Annotated in this window: 14 protein-coding genes; 6 read left to right on the top strand and 8 right to left on the bottom strand. The window is 66.8% G+C overall.

All coding sequences use genetic code 11. The features are described 5' to 3' along the window. Positions 1-35 precede the first annotated feature (35 nt). A complete protein-coding gene (locus R6258_RS09485; protein WP_318449521.1) occupies positions 36-407 on the top strand; it encodes a VOC family protein in 372 nt (123 codons plus the stop codon). Positions 408-433: 26 nt separating this feature from the next. On the opposite strand, the gene R6258_RS09480 is transcribed toward R6258_RS09485, so the two are convergent. Next, entirely contained in the window at positions 434-1,756 is a 1,323-nt protein-coding gene (locus R6258_RS09480; protein WP_318449519.1) for a DEAD/DEAH box helicase, read from the bottom strand. 215 nt (positions 1,757-1,971) lie between these two features. Between R6258_RS09480 and R6258_RS09475 the strand changes: the two genes are divergently transcribed. Further along, a complete protein-coding gene (locus tag R6258_RS09475) occupies positions 1,972-2,475 on the top strand; it encodes a GNAT family N-acetyltransferase (RefSeq protein WP_318449517.1) in 504 nt (167 codons plus the stop codon). A 31-nt stretch (positions 2,476-2,506) separates the two neighbouring features. Here R6258_RS09475 and R6258_RS09470 read toward each other — a convergent pair whose 3' ends face one another. Further along, entirely contained in the window at positions 2,507-3,763 is a 1,257-nt protein-coding gene (locus R6258_RS09470; protein ID WP_318449515.1) for a diguanylate cyclase, read from the bottom strand. A gap of 229 nt (positions 3,764-3,992) precedes the next feature. On the opposite strand from R6258_RS09470, the gene R6258_RS09465 reads away from it, so the two are divergent. Next, a complete protein-coding gene (locus R6258_RS09465) occupies positions 3,993-4,730 on the top strand; it encodes a TSUP family transporter (protein WP_318449512.1) in 738 nt (245 codons plus the stop codon). A 3-nt stretch (positions 4,731-4,733) separates the two neighbouring features. Here the strand turns inward: R6258_RS09465 and R6258_RS09460 are convergent, their stop codons facing one another. Then, positions 4,734-5,660, bottom strand: a complete 927-nt coding sequence (locus R6258_RS09460) for an AraC family transcriptional regulator (protein WP_318449510.1) — start codon at positions 5,658-5,660, stop codon at positions 4,734-4,736. 218 nt (positions 5,661-5,878) lie between these two features. On the opposite strand from R6258_RS09460, the gene R6258_RS09455 reads away from it, so the two are divergent. After that, entirely contained in the window at positions 5,879-6,934 is a 1,056-nt protein-coding gene (locus R6258_RS09455; RefSeq protein WP_318449508.1) for an NAD(P)-dependent alcohol dehydrogenase, read from the top strand. A 143-nt stretch (positions 6,935-7,077) separates the two neighbouring features. Here R6258_RS09455 and R6258_RS09450 read toward each other — a convergent pair whose 3' ends face one another. Together R6258_RS09450 and R6258_RS09445 are read right to left on the bottom strand one after the other, a co-directional pair. Then, on the bottom strand, positions 7,078-8,823 hold the full coding sequence (locus R6258_RS09450) for a dipeptidase (protein ID WP_318449506.1): 1,746 nt from the start codon (positions 8,821-8,823) through the stop codon (positions 7,078-7,080). 103 nt (positions 8,824-8,926) lie between these two features. Further along, positions 8,927-9,739 (bottom strand): acyl-CoA thioesterase II, encoded by an 813-nt coding sequence (locus R6258_RS09445; protein WP_318449504.1) that lies wholly within the window; start codon positions 9,737-9,739, stop codon positions 8,927-8,929. Positions 9,740-9,809: 70 nt separating this feature from the next. Here R6258_RS09445 and tadA point away from each other — a divergent pair, with 70 nt between their 5' ends. Continuing rightward, on the top strand, positions 9,810-10,319 hold the full coding sequence (gene tadA, locus R6258_RS09440) for a tRNA adenosine(34) deaminase TadA (RefSeq protein ID WP_318449502.1): 510 nt from the start codon (positions 9,810-9,812) through the stop codon (positions 10,317-10,319). 42 nt (positions 10,320-10,361) lie between these two features. Here tadA and R6258_RS09435 read toward each other — a convergent pair whose 3' ends face one another. Continuing rightward, complete coding sequence (locus R6258_RS09435) at positions 10,362-12,068, bottom strand: hypothetical protein (protein WP_318449501.1); 1,707 nt, start codon at positions 12,066-12,068, stop codon at positions 10,362-10,364. A 211-nt stretch (positions 12,069-12,279) separates the two neighbouring features. Next, on the bottom strand, positions 12,280-13,737 hold the full coding sequence (mltF, locus tag R6258_RS09430; RefSeq protein ID WP_318449499.1) for a membrane-bound lytic murein transglycosylase MltF: 1,458 nt from the start codon (positions 13,735-13,737) through the stop codon (positions 12,280-12,282). Positions 13,738-13,906: 169 nt separating this feature from the next. Here mltF and purL point away from each other — a divergent pair, with 169 nt between their 5' ends. Further along, positions 13,907-17,836, top strand: a complete 3,930-nt coding sequence (purL, locus tag R6258_RS09425; protein WP_318449496.1) for a phosphoribosylformylglycinamidine synthase — start codon at positions 13,907-13,909, stop codon at positions 17,834-17,836. A 110-nt stretch (positions 17,837-17,946) separates the two neighbouring features. On the opposite strand, the gene R6258_RS09420 is transcribed toward purL, so the two are convergent. After that, the gene (locus R6258_RS09420; protein WP_318449494.1) at positions 17,947-18,261 is read right to left on the bottom strand and encodes a putative quinol monooxygenase; all 315 of its coding nucleotides are present in this window, start codon (positions 18,259-18,261) and stop codon (positions 17,947-17,949) included. Positions 18,262-18,383 lie beyond the last annotated feature (122 nt).

The following is an 18,383-nucleotide window of genomic DNA, read 5'->3' as shown; positions in this document are numbered from 1 at the left end:
TAGTGATGAGTACCCCCGCGATGGAGAGCGCTGTCATGCACAAGAGCCGATTGGCGTGTCTGGTCGTCGACGGTCAGAACGACGTCAACGAAGCGGCCTACTTCTGGTCCCAGGCGCTGGGTTACGAGATCGCCGAGACCGACGGCCGCTATACAAGGCTGGACACCCCCGCCGACCAGCCGCAGATACTTATCCAGCAGGTCAGCCACCCGAGCCGGGTGCATCTGGACATCGAGAGTGACGACATCGAGGCCGAGGTGGCGCGCATGCAGGCGCTGGGCGCCAGCGTGGTGGAAAGGCTGGCCCGGTGGGTGGTGATGCAGGCACCCACCGGGCATCGCTTCTGCATCGTCGGGCCGCAGCGCTCGGACTTCGCCAGCGCGCCGGCGGTCAACGTCTGGCGTTGACCCGGATTACCGGCGGCTGAATCAGCTCACTCGCCCTGGTTGGCGCGGCGCCCACGGCCGCGTCCGCCGCGCCGCCGGCGTGGACGTTCGCCGGCCGGCTTATCGGAAGAGCCGCGCGATTGGCCGGCGGGCTTGCGGGTGCCGCGACGGGCATTATCGTTGCGCGGCTGGCGTGGACGCTCGTCCTCGGCCGGTTCGTCCGCCGCGCTGCCCGGCTGGCCCGGCTCGAAGCCGGCGATCGGCGTGCGGGTCAGGCTCTGCTTGATCAGCCGCTCGATGCCGGCGAGTTCCTTGCTTTCGTCGCTCGAGACCAGCGACACGGCCTGACCGCTGGCGCCGGCACGCCCGGTGCGCCCGATGCGGTGCACGTAGTCCTCGGCGACGTTGGGCAGCTCGAAGTTGACCACCTGGGGCAACTGATCGATATCCAGCCCGCGAGCGGCGATATCGGTGGCGACCAGCACCCGGATCTCGCCCGACTTGAAACCGCTGAGCGCCTTGGTACGGGCGTTCTGGCTCTTGTTGCCGTGGATTGCCGCGGCCTCGATGCCGGCGCCCTCCAGGTAGCGGGTCAGCTTGTTGGCGCCGTGCTTGGTGCGGGTGAAGACCAGCACCTGGTGCCACTCGCGCTCCTGGATCAGGTGGCTGAGCAGCGCCGGCTTGCGCTTCTTGTCCACCGGGCAGACCCACTGTGTCACGGTGGTGGCCGCGGCGTTGCGCGGGGTCACCGAGATCTCCACCGGGTCGTTGACCAGGCCCTTGGCGAGCTGGCGGATCTCGTTGGAGAAGGTCGCCGAGAACATCAAGGTCTGACGCTTGGCGGGCAACACCTTGAGGATCTTGCGGATATCGTGGATGAAGCCCATGTCGAGCATGCGGTCGGCTTCATCGAGGATCAGCACTTCGAGCTGGTCGAACGATACCGCCTTCTGGCCGAACAGGTCGAGCAGCCGGCCGGGGGTGGCGACCAGTACGTCGACGCCGCGGCGCAGCGCGTCGATCTGCGGGTTGGCCTTGACCCCGCCGAAGATCACCGCCGAACTGAGCGGCAGGTGCTTGCCGTAGGTGGCGACGCTTTCGCCGACCTGAGCGGCCAGCTCGCGGGTCGGGGTGAGCACCAGCGCGCGAACCTGGCGCGGGCGGGCGCGTTCGCCGTCCTTGAGCCGTTCGAGCAGCGGCAGGGTGAAACCGGCGGTCTTGCCGGTGCCGGTCTGGGCGGCGGCCATCACGTCGCGCCCTTCGAGCACGGCGGGGATCGCCTTGGCCTGGATCGGCGAAGGCGTGTCGTAGCCCTGTTCGGCCACGGCGGTCATCAACGGGGCACAGAGTCCCAGGGAAGCAAAGCTCATGAATTCTCTCGGTGGCTGCGGGATGGGGCCGGAAACCGGCGGGGCAGCGGGTCTGCAGCTTAACGGATAAGTCCTCCGTGTGCTACCAAGGTGGAAGGGCCTGGGCTGGATAGCCGCACGAGTGGCCGGCCTCGGCGAGTTGCATGAGCGGCGCATATTGGCCTAAGTAATGTCTCGTCACGGCGTTAGGCCGTACCCGAAGCGGGAAGGAGATCATGATCACGATTCGTCACTATGAGCCGGACGACTGGGCGGGCGTCTGGTCGATCCTCGAGCCGGTCTTTCGCGCCGGCGAGACCTACGCCTACCCGACCGACATCGACGAGGAGTCAGCGCGGACGCAGTGGATCGAGGCGCCGGCGGCGACCTTCGTCGCCGTCGAGGGGGCGACGGTGCTGGGCAGCTATTACATCAAGGCCAACCAGCCCGGGCAGGGCGAGCATGTCTGCAACTGCGGCTACGTCGTCGCCGAACACGCCCGCGGGCGGGGCATCGCCGGGCAACTGTGCGAGCACTCCCAGCGCCGGGCGCGTGAACTCGGCTTCCGGGCGATGCAGTACAACCTGGTGGTCGCCACCAACGAAGGCGCGATTCGGCTGTGGCAGCGCCATGGCTTCGCCGAGGCCGGTCGTCTGCCCGGCGCCTTTAGGCATCCCCGCCATGGCTTCGTCGACGCCCTGGTGATGTACAAGCCCTTGGACGCTGGCGAGCAGAGCTAAGCGCGCCGGTTCGACGAGGCCGGTCGTCCGGTCAGTCGCTGGTGCGGTTGCGCCCGGCCAGCTTGGCCCGATAGAGCGCGGCATCGGCGCCGGCCAGCACCGCATGGGGCGCATTCTTGAACGAACCCTGGGCGACCCCGGCGCTCAGGGTGACCACCGAGGCTACCGGCGAGGCCGCATGAGGGATCGCGGCGTCCTCGATCGCCTGGCGCAGGCCATCGGCAATTACCAGCGCGGCCGTCTGGCTGGCGCCGGGCAGCAGCACGACGAATTCCTCGCCGCCGGTGCGTGCCACCAGATCGATGTTGCGCGCCAGCCGTCCGTGGAGAATCAACGCCACCTGGGCCAGGCAGTGATCCCCGGCGGGGTGGCCGTAGAGGTCGTTGTAGGCCTTGAAATAATCGATATCGAAGGCGATCGCGGCAACGGCCGGGTACTGCGGCGACTGTTGCAGGTCTCTCAGGTATCGGTCGAGCTCGCGGCGGTTGGCGATGCCGGTCAGCGGGTCGGAGTGCGAGAGACGGGTCAGTTCGCGATTGCTGACCGAGAGCTTGGCACGTCGTACCCGCTCACACAGGCTATCCAGGTAGCTGCGCCGCAGGTCGTATTCGAGCGCGTAGTTGGCGAATAGCGTGAACGCGGCGCAGGAACCGACGGTAATCACGTTGACCAGGCGTACGTTGGGCGGAAAGTTCACCACCGAGCCAGGCACCGCCGTGTAGAGGGCCACGATCGCCAGCGAGGTGGCCAGGGCATACCAGAAGCGCAACCTAACGACGACGTTGCCGTAGATGATGAACAGCGCCAGGCCGCTGTGATAGTACGTCGAGGAGGGCGCTTCGCTGAGCGACAGCAGCACGATCAGACTCGACGCCGAGACGAGGATGATTAGTGCTTCCAGGGCCTCGCGGGTAAGCGGCCTGACTCCCCATTTAAGCGCCGCCATGAACAGCAGCGTCAATGGCGTGATCACCGCGACCCGGATCAGCGCGGCGGTCTCGAAGATGTCCGGCAGCATCAGGTAGTCGGTGAACAGGAAGGCATTGTAGAGAATCACCGCCAGCCAACCGCCCATGATCAATTGACGGGCGCGCGCGGCGCTGGTCTCGAGCTCGAACAGGGTTTCCAGCGCGGGGCTGAACCGCAACCAGCTCAGGCCGCGGGCGAGGGTGTCGTCGATCGCCGGGCCCAGCCGGGCGAGTTCCTTGTCGCTCAACTGGCCGGCGTCGTTCTCCTGTGTCGGGAACGCGTCGTCCGCGGTCGCTGCGGGGCCATCGAGGCGAGTCATGCGTGCAGGGGCTCGTTCCACACTGGGTATCGTCCATTACCGTGATGCCGTTGCCGCACGCGGGCGGATCCACCGAAGCCTTTACCGTATCCGTCTGCCTGACGCGGCGCAAAACCTTTGTGGTGCCGGCCGTAAACGCTACGTTGGCGCTGCCCAAGCCCCGGCCGAGCTCTATGCAGACTAACTGTGCGAAAATGCGCCAACTCAATTACCTGCTGGCCTGATTATCGTGTCGCCTTTCATCGCCCTGGCGTTCTTCGCCATCGTCTTCCTGACCGCCCTGCTGTCCGGTATCTTCGGCATGGCCGGCGGTCTGATCCTGCTGTGGTTCCTCCTGCTGGCGCTGCCGGCGAGTGTGGCGATCGTCGTGCACGGGGTCATCCAGCTGTGCTCGAACGCCTCCCGGGCATGGTTCTCGCGCCACTACATCGACGCACGGATCGTTGCGATCATCGCCTCGGGTGGGGCGCTTTCGGCGATCGCGCTGGCATTGGTCGGCTATCACCCCAATACCGCGATCGTCTCGCTGCTGATCGGCGTGATGCCGATCCTGGTGTGGATCCCCAAGGCCTGGTTCCACTTCGACGCGGCGCGACCCAGCCATGCCTTCGGCTGCGGCATCGTCGCCGGCGGGCTGACCATCGCCGCCGGCGTCTCGGGGCCGACCATCGATTTGTTCTTCATTCGCACCGCCATGGACCGGCGTCAGATCGTCGCCACCAAGGCGGCGGTCCAGGTGATCGCGCACGCCATCAAGATCGTCTTCTATGCCGGCTCGGCACTCGCCCTGAGTGGCGGGCAATGGGGCGTGGTGGCGTTGGCGGTGCCGTTCGCGATCCTCGGCACGCGCGCCGGTAACGGCCTCCTGCGTCGCCTCACCGACGCCAATTTCCGCTACTGGACGCGCTGGATCGTCACCCTGATCGGCGGCTTCTATTTCGTGCAAGGGGTGTGGGCGTTGATCTGACGCTCAACCGAGCGCCGGGCGGCGACGCTCGCTGACCGGCGGTACGCCGAAGTAGCGCTTGTAGTCGCGGCTGAACTGCGAGGCGCTCTGATAGCCCACCGTGTTGGCGGCACGGGATACGCTGTGCTGGTGCTGGCCGAGCAGCGCGCGCGCCTTGAGCAACCGCAGGCGCTTCAAGTACTGCATCGGCGCCAGCCGCGTGGTGTGCTTGAAATGATGATGGAAGTGCGAGGCGCTCATGTTGACCTGCCGGGCCAGCGCGTCGACCGTCAGCGGCTGGGTGTAGTGTTGATGGAGAAAGGCCAGGGCGTCGGCGATCTGGGCATACTTGCCGGACTCGCGGATCAAGCGGCGCAGCGAATTGCCCTGGGGGCCACGCAGCGCCTCGAAGATCACTTCACGAATGCGTCCGCCGCCCAGCGTGTCGGCGAGCAACGGGTCGTGCAGGCATTCCAGCAGGCGCAGCACGTTGTCGCCCATGGCCGGGTTCATCGGTACCGCGGCCATCGGCGAGGGGCTTTCGTCGTCGCCGCGAGTGGTGGGTAGCGCGCGGGCCAGTTCGCCGAGCATCACCCGGTCGAGGCGCACCATGACCCCCAGCAACGGCTGCTCGGGGCTGGCCAGGGTCTCGCATTCGAAGGGCAGCGGCAGGGCCTGGATCAAGTAATTGCCGGCACCGTAATGAATGATTCGATCCTCGAGATAGCCGACCTTGCCGCCCTGGGCGACGACGATCAGGCAGGGGTCGTAGATCAGCGGTGTGCGCGGCTGGCCGTGGCAACTGGTGAAAAGCTCTACGCCGGGCAGGCGGGTCGTCATGAACCCTTCGCCCTCGACCAGCGGAGTGATCAGCGCGGCCATGCGCCGACCGAGATCGGCAGTCGGGGCGGCCGCGTCCAGCGTGGCGGCGTGATGGGCGGCAGAGGCCATGCTTTCCTCTCATTCAGGCGTTTGTCACCATCATAACATCGGGCACATGAAAAGCTTGCAGGCATGCCTGATCGGCTGTGATTGCGCAGTATCGAGCATGCATCGAGCAGGATCGAGCATGGCCTATGCGGCGGGCAGCGACCACACTGGAAGCGTTCTTTGATGAGTCATCGACCGCGCTCGGCGGTCGATGCTGCCTGTTGAAAAAGGAGTCTTTCATGTCGCAAGCCAAGGGTTACGCCGCGCATTCCGCCGAATCTCCGCTGACACCGTACGCCTTCGACCGCCGCGCGCCGCGCCCCGACGATGTCGCCATCGACATCCTCTACTGTGGTGTCTGCCACAGTGACCTGCACTTCGCCCGCGACGACTGGGGCATGGCCTCCTATCCGGTGGTGCCGGGCCACGAGATCGTCGGTCGGGTGACCGGCGTGGGTAGCGAAGTCAGCAACTTCAAGGAAGGCGATCTGGTCGGCGTGGGTTGCATGGTCGATTCCTGCCGCCACTGCCAGGCCTGCAACGACGGCCTCGAGCAGTACTGCGCCGAAGGGTTCGTCATGACCTACGGCAGCCCGGACCGTCACGACGGCAGCCTCACCCAGGGCGGTTATTCCGACAAGGTCGTGGTCAGCGAGCGCTTCGTGCTGCGCATGCCCGAGGGGATCGACCTCAAGTCGGCCGCGCCGCTGCTGTGCGCCGGGATCACCACCTACTCGCCGCTCAAGCACTACGGCGTCAAGCCGGGCCACAAGGTCGGCGTCATCGGCATGGGCGGTCTGGGCCACATGGGCGTCAAGCTGGCCAAGGCCTTCGGCGCCGAGGTCACGCTGTTCACCCGTTCGGAAAGCAAGGTCGACGAGGCCCGGAGCAACGGCGCCGATCACGTCGTGGTTTCCACCGACGACGAGCAGATGGCGGCGGTCGCCGAGACCTTCGACTTCATGCTCGACACCGTGCCGGTGCCGCACGACGTCAATCCCTACCTGCAGGCCCTGAAGTACGACGGCACGCACATCTTGGTCGGCCAGTTGCAGCCGCTCGAACCCGCCGTCGAGGGGGTCAACCTGATTTTCCGGCGCCGCGTGCTGGCCGGCTCGCTGATCGGCGGCATCCCCGAGACCCAGGAAGTGCTCGACTTCTGCGCCGAGAAGGGCATCACCTGCGATGTCGAGATGATCGACATCAAGGACATCAACACCGCCTGGGAGCGGATGCAGAAAGGCGACGTGCGCTATCGCTTCGTGATCGACATGGACACGCTGAAGGCCGGCTGAATAAAGGCCTAGGCCGCTCCTCGAGCAGGGCCCGTGAGGCAGTGAGTCGCTCAAAGAAAACCCCACCCGGTCGAGGCCGGCGTGGGGTTTTTGCATGCCTGATTAACCGAGACCGAGGCAGTCTACGGCGGCGGCCGGATGCATCAGTCAAGACGCTCCTGATTACCGATACGCGCGAACATCTCGGTGAACATCTGGATGTCCAGCATCAGGTTGTCCACCTTCTTGAACTCCTCCGAGGTGTGACCGGTATAGTCCTCGCCCGGCATGGAGGGGCCGAAGTTGATGGCATTGGGCAACAGCTTGGCGGTCGTGCTGCCGGCCGAGGAGACCGGATCGGCGGGCAGCCCTGTGGTGTCGCCGAAGATGTTCAGCAGGGTCTGCAGCCAGGCGCCCTTGGGATCGCGCAGCATCCAGTCGCTGATCTCTACCTCGACCTGCATGTCGGTATCGGTCTTTTCGGCGTAGGCGACCAGTTTCTCGCGGATGGTCTTGGCCAGTTCCTCCGGCGAGCGCTCGCCGGCGGGAGCACGCACGTTGACGGCGACGCGTAGCCCGTCGTCGCTCAATTCCAGGTAGGTCGGCGAGATCAGCAGTGGGCCCATGAAATCGTGGCTGTAGGCGACACCGAGTTTATCGCCGTGATAATCCAGTCCGTAGTTGGCATTAATGTACTCGATAGCCGCGGTGTAGTGATTGTCCTGGAAGGGCACGCCGGATGCCGCCAGCAACCCGGCCAGGCGCGGCACGGGGTTGACTCCCGAGTCGGGCTTCGAGGAGTGGGCGGACTTGCCCTTGACGGTGAGCTTCACCGAATCGTCCTCGACCGTGCTGGTGACCTGGAAGTCGCCGCCGTGCGCCTTGGTGTAGGCCTCTCCCTGGGCCTTGAGCGTCTCGCTCAGCGCTTGGGGATCCTCGGCCTCGATGGTGGCCACGGAGGTGGCGGGAATCTGGTTGGTCGCCAGGCCGCCGGTGATCTCGGTGATTAGCGGGCCGTCACCGTCGCCCTGCTCGCGCGGGAAGTAAGCGTCGATGGTACCGAAGCCATTCTCGGCGATGACCGCCGGGTAACCGCTATCCAGGACGATGTTATAGGCCGGCAGTTCGTTGCGTTGCTTGTAATACTCGAAGCCTTCGCCGCCGGTCTCCTCGGTGGTTTCGATCATCAGGCGGATGGTGCGCTTCAGGGGAACGTCGTTCTCCTTGATGGTTTTCATGGCATACAGCGCCGCGGCGATGGAGGCCTTGTCGTCCTCGGTGCCGCGCCCGTAGAGCTTGCCGTCCTTGCGGGTGATCTCGAACGGATCGAGCTGCGCACCATCATCCAGGGTCCAGCTCTCGGCGGCGGGAACGGTATCGCCATGGGTGAGGATGCCGAAGTCCTCGTCCGTACTGCCGGGCAGCTTCACTTCGAAGATGCGGTTGTCGATGTTGCGGAATTCCAGCCCGAAGGCGTCGGCCTTGGCCTTGATCAGTTCGCCGAAGCGCTTGATGCCGGGGTTCTGGTGCTGGGGCGTGTCGCCATGCTTGGCGGTATTGATCGCCACCATCTCGTCGAGCAGGGCGATCACGTCGTCGCCGTAGTGCAGGCGGGTGTAGAGGCCCAGCAGCCGATAGACGTTGACGAAGTCGGCGCCTTCCAGCGGCTTGTCCTGCAGGTAGCCGTCGATGGCGGTCTGCAAGGCGGCGTTGTCGGTCTCGCTCTTGACCTGTTTGAGGAAACTGTCGAAATCCGCGGGGACCTGCTCGGCGTGTGCCTTGAGCAGGCGCTGTATCTCGTCATGCTTGATCGTCGCTGTCTCGTTGCCGGCGGCGCTGGCTGGCCCGGCCAGACTGAGGGCTAGGGCGGTAGCGGTCAGCAGTAAGGCGGGGTTTCTCATGGTTTTCATCGTATTATCCAGTCCTGTGAGCTAGAAAGGCTACTGATAATAGTGGATAGCACTCGATGAAAGCGTAGCGCCTGTGGCGCGATCCTGCGGCCCCCGCGTTCGGTCAGGCGTCCTTGAGGCGCGTCAGTCCCTCCTGGGCCGACGAGGCGACCAGATAGCCGTCGCGGTCGTAGATACTGCCGCGGGCGAAGCCGCGCCCGCCGCCGGCCCAGGGGCTGTCCATGGCGTAGAGCAGCCAATCGTTGATGCGCACGTCGCGGTGAAACCACAGCGCGTGATCGAGGCTGGCGATGCGCAGCCGCGGGTCACCGAAATAGGTGCCGTGGGAGATCAGGCTGGTGGTCAGCAGGTTGAAATCCGAACTGTAGGCGAGCAGGTAGCGGTGCAGCGTGGCGTCGTCGGGCAGCTCGCCGGCGAGCCGGAACCACAGGCGCTTTTGCGGCGTGCCGTCCTCGCCGACATCGGGCAGGTGCAGGAATTCGATCGGGTGCCCGGCGAAGCGTTCGGGCTTGGCGCCGTCGGCGATCAGCTCGTCGGGGGTGGCCACCGGCGGGCGCGTCGGCTGGTGATGGAAACCGGCTTCGTCGATATGGAACGAGGCGCTGCAGAAGAAGATCGTCTTGCCGTGCTGGATCGCGCTGACCCGGCGCGTGGCGAAGCTGCCGCCGTCGCGGACCCGGTCGACCTGATAGATCACCGGATGGTGGGCGTCGCCGGCGAGCAGGAAGTAGCCGTGCAGGGAATGCACGCGGCGCGCCGGGTCGACCGTCTGGCTGGCTGCCGAAAGCGCCTGGCCAAGCACCTGGCCGCCGAACAACTGGGGAAAGCCCAGGTCCTGGCTATGGCCGCGAAACAGGTTCTCCTCGAGCATTTCCATGCCCAGCAACTGGACCAGGCCATCGAGTGCTTGTGACATGCGTTGTCTCCCTACGTATGAGCTGCACATGTAGTATGGGCGGCACGACAGGATACCCGAGACACCCACTATGCGCAGCGACAGCTACTACATGCATCGTGCCCTCGATCAGGCGCGCGCCGCCCAGGCCGCCGGCGAGGTGCCGGTGGGCGCGGTGGTGGTCGATGCGGCCGGGGAGATCGTCGGAATCGGTTTCAACGCGCCGGTCAGCGGCCACGACCCGAGCGCTCATGCCGAGATCCGCGCACTGCGCGAGGCGGCCGAGCGACTCGCCAACTATCGTCTCGACGACTGTACGCTCTACGTGACCCTCGAGCCGTGCATGATGTGCGCCGGGGCGATCATCCACGCGCGCCTGGCGCGGGTCGTCTATGGCGCCGCCGAGCCGCGCACCGGGATGGTCGAATCGCGTGCCAACCTGTTCGCCCAGCCGTGGTTCAATCACCGCGTGGCGGTAGAGGGCGGGCTGTTGGCCGTGCAGGCGCGACGCCTGCTGCAGGCGTTCTTTACCGAGCGCCGCGAGGGCGCAACGCTAGCGGATGACGGACGCGATGCCGCGGGCCAGGCAGCCGAGAAGTGAGGCGAGGTCCCCGAGCGCCAGGGGCGCCCGGGGTAAGCGGGCTTACTGCTTCCAGTCGATGCGGTTGTCGATGACCAGCCCGTCATCGTTCATGCGCATGCGTACCACGACGTCGTCGATGCGCTCGAACTGCGCGCGCATGTCGGCGAGCTGCTCCTCGAGCGCCGCGGCGTCGTTGCCCGCGAGGCCGCCGAAGGCGTCGGCCAGCTTCAGCCACTTGGCGTACATGTCGCCGGAGAGCTTGAGGTGCATCAGCTCGCCGGCCTCGCCGTCCTGGCCCTGCAGCAGCGTCTTGAGCGCGGCCTGTTCGCCCTCGCCGGTAGCGACACCGAGCGCCTTGTCGGTCATCGCCAGCCAGGCCGGCGCACCGCCCATCATCGCGGTAAGTTGCGGCGGCAGCGGGGTCGGTTCGCCATTGCTGGGAACCGCCAGCGTGGCCAGCCCGGGCAAGGTGGTCTGGCCGATCGCCAGCAGTCCGCCGGGATCGCTGGACGCCACCAGCAGCGAGCCCTTGATAGTGGGCTGGCCGCCCTGTTCGGGCATCGCGAACTCATCGATGACCAGGCGCATGCCGCGCAGACTGCCGAACGGCGGCATGGCCAGCATGTTCGCCTGGCGGCCGAGCTCGTCCAGCTCGCCGTTGAGTTCGGCGAACGCGGGGCAGCCGAACGGCGCCGAACGCACGTGCTGGACCTGCTGGATCAGCAGATCGCGCAGGTCGTTCATGGGCAGCGCGATTGCCAGATCGAAGGGCGCTTCCAGGGAGTCGGCGCCCAGCCCCGGTACCGGCGAAACCAGCGAGGCGAACGGCGCGGTGATGTCGGCGGCCAGCGCCACGTCGAAGCGCTGCTCGGTGCGTTCCGCATTGAGCGTGGTGTAGCCGGCGCTGAGCTGCGGCATGCGTGTCGCCAAGCGTGCCGCATCCTCGCGGCAGCTCGCCGGGACCGGCGGGGGAGTCTGGCCCTCGGCCTGCTCGGCGAGCGAGCGGAAGGCCTTGATCATCGGGTCTTCGCTACCGGTGAGCAGCTTCGCCAGGCGCGTCATGTCGACATAGCCCAATCCATAAGGCAGGTAGCCCTTGTCGTCGGCGAGCTTGCTGAGCCGCTGGGTGTCCTGCACGCTTTTCTCCGGCAGGGCGTCACCGACCAGGCGCTGCAGGGTGGCGTCGTCCAACTCGCTGGGCGCGAGCGCCAGCACCGCCTGTTCTCCATCGACGGCGCTCAACAGCTGCAGGGGCAGCTCGCCGAAGCGCATGCGGCGATACTGCTGGTCGCCCCGGCGCTGCTCCTCGAACGGCTGGCCGGAGGCTTCGGCAAGGCGATCGAGGAAGGCCCGATAACGCTCGACATCGCTCACGCTCAGGCGCAGCACCGGGCTCAGGCCGAGTCCGTAGAAGGCGCTCAGGCCGCCAATGTCGACCCCGATCTGCTCGGCGACCTGCTGATAGCTGGACTTGTCGACCAGCTCGTCGGCGAGCGCCTCGAGCACGTTGGCCAGCGGTTCGGCTTCGTCGTTGTTGCGCAGCTCCTCGGCGAGTTGGCGCAGCTCGCTGCGCTGGGTCGCCAGCGAGGCATTCGACGACGCCATGGCGGCTTCGAGGGTCTTCTCGTCGGCCGTTTCGAGACTGGCGAAGAGGAACGGCGTATCGGCCGGCACGTGGGCCAGCGGCGCCTCCGCCGCGTCCTGGCCGCAGCCGGCCAACAGTGCGCTGCCGGCCATTACGGCGGCGAGTAGGGCACGTCGCATCATGATCTTCCCTTGCGTTCATGAATGATCCCCGGCGGGCGCGCCGGGTGGTGTCGGAATCGAAGCGGACTTGAGCGGAGCGCGCGCCTATGACGCACGCCCTTGCGCCATGCAAGGCGCGCCACTCTGGACGGTGGCTATGTCGTTTTCGGGCAGTCGATACCGGACACGGGCAATAGTAACCGTTCGTGGCGTTGGAAGCGTACCCGCGAATTCACAGCACCGGCGGCACCACATTGAACAGGGAGCCGTCGTCCTCGCCGGGTTCGCGTTGATTGAGCTGGAAGAACTGCTGCTGACTGCGCTCGATGTAGTTGAGGATCTCGTAGTAGCGGCGAATGTTGCGGACGTAGATCACCGGTTCGCCGCCGCGGGCGTAGCCATGGCGCACCCGCGAATACCAGTCGCGCTTTTGCAGCAGCGGCAACGCCTCGCGCACGTCGGCCCAGGCGTAGGGGTCGCCGCCGCGCATCTCGGCGATCTTCTGGGCGTCGTAGAGATGACCGAGGCCGACGTTGTAGGCGGCCAGCGCCATCCAGGTGCGGTCCGGTTCCTCGATCTCCCCCTGCAGGCGCTGCTTGACGCTCTTCAGGTAGCGCGCCCCGCCGCTGATGCTCTGCGCCGGGTCGAGCCGATTGCCGACGCCCACCTGCTCGGCGGTCGATTGGGTGAGCATCATCAATCCGCGCACCCCGGTGGGCGAGGTCGCTTGGGGCTTCCAGTGCGATTCCTGATAGCCCAGTGCGGCGAGCAGCTTCCAGTCGAACCCGGTCTCGCGCGCGGCGGCGAGGAATTCGTCCTTGTAGATGTCCAGGCGCGCATTGGCCTGCTGGATGAAGGTCCGCGCGCCGACGTATTCCAGGTAGTCGTCGTGACCGAAATAGCGTTCGTCGAGAGCGGCGAGCGTGCCGTCGGCCTGCATCTCGTCGAGGAAGCGATTGACGCGCTGCAAAAGGCCCAGCCCCCGGTCGGCGGGCAGCGCCCAGGCCAGGCTCAGCGGGTCGCCGAGCAGGAAGCCGTTCTCGATGCCGGGGAAGAATACCCGGTTGAGCTTGAATTGGTGAGCGTAGATCACCGCCACGTCGAGCTCGCCGTTCTCGACCAGGCTCAGCAGGTCGGCGACCTCGAGATCGGCCGACTCCTTCCAGCCCAGCTCGGGCAGCGAAGCCTGCTGGAGCTCGCGTAGCACCAGGCCGGCGCCGGAGCCCTTGATCACCCCGATCGAGCGGCCCAGCAGGTCGCCGGGCTCGTCGATCGGCGGCAGCCCGCGGCGATACACCACCAGCGGTTGCAGGGTCATGATCGCGCGACTGAAATGAACGCCGGGCAGGGTCGGATCGAGCGGCAGCGCCGCGGCACCCAGGTCGGCCTTGCCGCTGCGCACCGCGTCGAGCACGTCGTTGATGTTGCCGTCGCTGTCCAGCGACAGGCTGACGTCGAGCTGGTCGGCGAAGCGCCGCACCAGCTCGAACTCGAAGCCGGTCGGGCCCTGGCGGCCTTGATAGTAGGTAGTCGGGGTGTTGCGTGTATCCACCTGAAGAAAATCGCGGGCGCGGATAGCTTCGAGCAGCGAATCCTCGGGCGGCGGATTCGAAGCCGGCCAGCCAAACAGCACGAGGCCTACCACGCTGAACACGAATCGACGCGGGTGGCGGGCGAAAGCCTGGAGCATGCGTAGCAGTCGGTAACAGTGGACGCATCACCATACCCGGGGGCCCTGAAGCTGTCACCTGACGCCATTCCACGGATTTCTCGAAGGAGCGGCTTTCCAGTATCATGGGTATTCAAATGTCGCCGCCCGCGGCGCCCATTCTTCGGCTTTCACAGAGGCTTCTTTCGACATGCTCGAACTGAGAGGCGCGCCCGCCCTTTCCGCTTTCCGTCATGCCAAGCTGCTGGCCGCGTTGCGTGCCCGGGTCCCCGAAATCGAGACGCTGCACGCCGACTACGTGCATTTCGTGGACCACGACGGCGACTGGGCATCCGGTGAGCGCGCCGTGCTCGACAGCCTGCTGGCCTACGGCGCCCGGGAAGAGGCGGCGGCTGAGCGCGACGGTCACCTGTTTCTGGTGGTGCCGCGGCTCGGCACGCTGTCGCCGTGGTCGTCCAAGGCCACCGACATCGCCCACAATTGCGGCCTGACCCGGGTCCGGCGCATCGAGCGGGGCGTCGCCTATCGCGTCACCCTCGACGGCGTGCTCAGCGAGGCGGCCTTCGAGGCGATCATCGACACCCTGCACGACCGCATGACCGAATCGGTGCTCGCCAATTCGAGCGACGCGGCCAGGCTGTTCGCGCATCGCGCCCCGGCGCCGCTCGGCCAGGTCGACGTGCTCGGCGGCGGACGCGCCGCGCTCGCGGCCGCCAACGGCGAGCTGGGTCTGGCGCTGGCCGACGACGAGATCGACTATCTGGTCGAGGCGTTTCGCAACCTGGAGCGCAACCCCAGCGACGTCGAACTGATGATGTTCGCCCAGGCCAACTCCGAGCACTGCCGGCACAAGATCTTCAACGCCGACTGGTCGATCGACGGCGAGGCGCAGCCGCACTCGCTGTTCCAGATGATCAGGAACACCCACGAACAGTCCGGCGACGACGTGCTTTCGGCCTACAGCGACAACGCCGCGGTAATTCGCGGCTGCCGGGCCGGACGCTTCTTCGCCGCGCCGCTGGTGGGCGACGACGGCGCGGCGCGGGCCAGCTACGCGGCGCATCAGGAACCCATCCACATCCTGATGAAGGTCGAGACCCACAACCATCCGACCGCGATCGCCCCGCACCCCGGCGCGGCGACCGGCTCGGGCGGCGAGATCCGCGACGAGGGCGCGACCGGCATCGGTGGCAAGCCCAAGGCCGGACTGACCGGTTTCGCGGTGTCCAACCTGCGCATTCCCGAGTTCGTCCAGCCCTGGGAAGCCTTCGACTACGGCAAGCCCGAACGCATCCAGTCGGCGCTCGACATCATGCTCGAGGCGCCGATCGGCGGCGCGGCCTTCAACAACGAGTTCGGCCGGCCCAACCTCGCCGGCTACTTCCGCAGCTACGAGCAGGACGCGGTGGGCGTCGACGGCATCGAGCGGCGCGGCTACCACAAGCCGGTGATGCTGGCCGGCGGCTACGGCAACATCCGCGAGGATCACGTCGCCAAGCGCGACATTCCGGTCGGCGCCAAGCTGATCGTGATGGGCGGCCCGGCGATGCTGATCGGCCTCGGCGGCGGGGCGGCCTCGAGCATGGCTTCCGGCGCCTCTAGCGAGGATCTCGATTTCGCCTCGGTGCAGCGCGACAACCCCGAAATGGAGCGCCGCGCCCAGGAAGTGATCGACCGCTGCTGGGCGCTGGGGGATGCCAACCCGATCCGCTTCATCCACGACGTCGGCGCCGGCGGACTGTCCAACGCGCTGCCGGAGCTGGTCAAGGACGGCGGCCGTGGCGGGCGCTTCGAGCTGCGTGACGTGCCCAACGCCGAGCCGGGGATGAGCCCGCTGGAGATCTGGTGTAACGAGGCCCAGGAGCGCTACGTGCTGGCGGTGGCGTCCGACGACCTGGCGGCCTTCGATGCGCTGTGCGCGCGCGAGCGCTGCCCCTACGCGGTGGTCGGCGAGGCCGTCGAGGCGCACCATCTGGCCGTGCACGACGAGCATTTCGACAGCACGCCGATCGACCTGCCGATGAGCGTGCTGTTCGGAAAGCCGCCCAAGATGCAGCGCGAATTCGCGCGCCAGGAGCGCCCGATGCCGGGCGCGGACTTCGACAACCTCGACCTGCGCGAGGCGCTCGACCGGGTGCTGCGCCTGCCGGCGGTAGCCTCGAAGAGTTTCCTGATTACCATCGGCGATCGCTCGATCACCGGCATGGTCGCCCGCGACCAGATGGTCGGCCCGTGGCAAGTGCCGGTGGCCGACTGTGCGGTGACCACGGCGAGTTATGACACCCACGCCGGCGAGGCGATGGCGATGGGCGAGCGACCGCCGGTGGCGCTGATCGACCCGGCGGCCAGCGCCCGGCTGGCGGTCGCCGAGGCGATCACCAACCTCGCCGCGGCGCCGATCGCCAAGCTGTCCGACGTCAAGCTCTCCGCCAACTGGATGAGCGCCGCCGACCATCCCGGCGAGAATCAGGCGCTGTTTGACGCCGTGCACGCGGTGGGTATGGAGCTTTGCCCGGCACTGGGCATCGCCATTCCGGTGGGCAAGGACTCGATGTCGATGCGCACCGCCTGGCAGGAGGGCGACGAAGCCGAGGACAAGGCGATCACTGCGCCGCTGACGCTCAATGTCACCGGCTTCGCGCCGGTCACCGATGCGTTGGCCACGCTGACCCCGCAGTTGCGCCTGGATCGCGACGAGAGCGACCTGATCCTGATCGACCTGGGTGGCGGCCGGAACCGCCTGGGCGGCTCGGCACTGGCCCAGGTCTACGGCCAGGTCGGCGACGTCTGCCCCGATCTCGACGAGGCCGAGGATCTAAAGGCGTTCTTCACCGTCATCCAGGGCCTCAACGCCGACGGCAAGCTGCTCGCCTACCACGATCGCAGCGACGGCGGGTTGCTGGTGACGCTGCTGGAGATGGCCTTCGCCGGCCGCGGCGGGCTCGAGATCAAGCTCGACTGGCTGGTCGACGACGGCTTCGAGGCAGCCGGCGCGCTGTTCGCCGAGGAACTCGGCGCGGTGATCCAGGTCGACCGTCAGGATACCGAGTTCGTGCTCGCCCAGTTTGCCGCGGCGGGCATCGACACCTGTGGCGTCATCGCCCGCCCGCGCTACGACGACCAGGTGCGCGTGACGCTGTTCGAGGAGCCGCTGCTCGAGACCACCCGGGCGCTGACCCAGCGCACCTGGGCCGAGACCAGCTACCGCATGCAGGCGCTGCGCGACAACCCGGACTGTGCCAAGTCCGAGTTCGACGACCTGCTCGACCTGCGCGACCCGGGGCTATCGGCAACACCCACGTTCGACGTCGACGAGGATATCGGCGCGCCGTTCGTAAACACCGCGCGGCCACGCATGGCGGTGCTGCGCGAGCAGGGCGTCAACGGCCAGCTGGAGATGGCCGCGGCCTTCGACAAGGCCGGCTTCGAGGCCATCGACGTGCACATGAGCGATATCCTCGAAGGCCGCGTGACCCTCGACGCGTTCCAGGGCCTGGTCGCCTGTGGCGGCTTCTCCTACGGCGACGTGCTCGGCGCCGGTGGCGGTTGGGCCAAGTCGGCGCTGTTCAACGCCCGCGCCCGCGACCAGTTCGCGGCGTTCTTCGCCCGCGACGACAGCTTTGCGCTGGGCGTATGCAACGGCTGCCAGATGTTCTCGCAGCTCAAGGAGCTGATTCCCGGCGCCGCTAACTGGCCGCGCTTCGTGCGCAACGAGTCGGAGCAGTTCGAGGCCCGGGTATCGATGGTCCAGGTCGAGAAGAGCCCCTCGATCCTGCTCGCCGGCATGGAAGGCTCGCGCCTGCCGATCGCCGTGGCCCACGGCGAAGGGCGCGCCGAGTTCCGCGACGCCGGTCACCTGCGCTCGATGCAGGGCAGCGAGCAGATTGCGCTGCGCTACGTCGACAACTACGGCCAGGTGACCACCCGCTACCCGGCCAACCCCAACGGCTCGCCGTCCGGGGTGACCGGGCTGACCACGCCGGACGGGCGCGTGACCATCATGATGCCGCATCCCGAGCGGGTGGCGCGGGCCGTCACCAATTCCTGGCGCCCGGCCGAGTGGACCCGCGACGGCGCCTGGATGCGGCTGTTCAGCAACGCCCGGGCATGGCTCGGCTGAGCGTAGCGGCTCGGTTCAGGCTGTACCTTCAAACAAGACGGGCTTGCCATTCGGCAAGCCCGTTTGCATTTCCATCCCCACGCTTTGCTGGCACGCGGTGAGGCGTTCGCTTATTCGGGGCGCACCGCGGTGTAGAAGAAGCGCACGCTCGGCTGGCCGTCGAGCAGCGGCGCGCTGCCCTCCTTGAAGGGCGCGTAGTGGGGCATCTGCTGGTGGTGTTCGTAGGCGGCGCGGTCGCGGTAGACCTCGTGCAGCACGACGATCTCCTCGCTGCCCTCCGGGGTCAGCACGTCGAAGGCCAGGCAGCCCTCCTCGTTGGCCAGCGATTCGTTGGCATCATTGTGGGCGAGTGCCAGGAAGGCGGGCACTTGGCCCGGTTTGATCCGGAACTCGGCGAGGACCACGAAGTGGGCGGTATCGGCCATGACGGTCTCCTTGTCTCGAAAGTCGCGGCTAGGCGACGCTTCTATGCAGAATTCTTTAGCGGTTCTCTATGAAGCTCTGGCTTGCCGGGTCCAGTCTAGTTGCTCGGGACGACGATCCAAAA

This window comes from Halomonas sp. HP20-15, from assembly GCF_033446685.1.
Taxonomy (GTDB): Bacteria; Pseudomonadota; Gammaproteobacteria; order Pseudomonadales; family Halomonadaceae; genus Modicisalibacter.
Note: the sequence above shows the minus strand (reverse complement) of the source record. Positions and strands in the feature narration are given on the sequence as shown.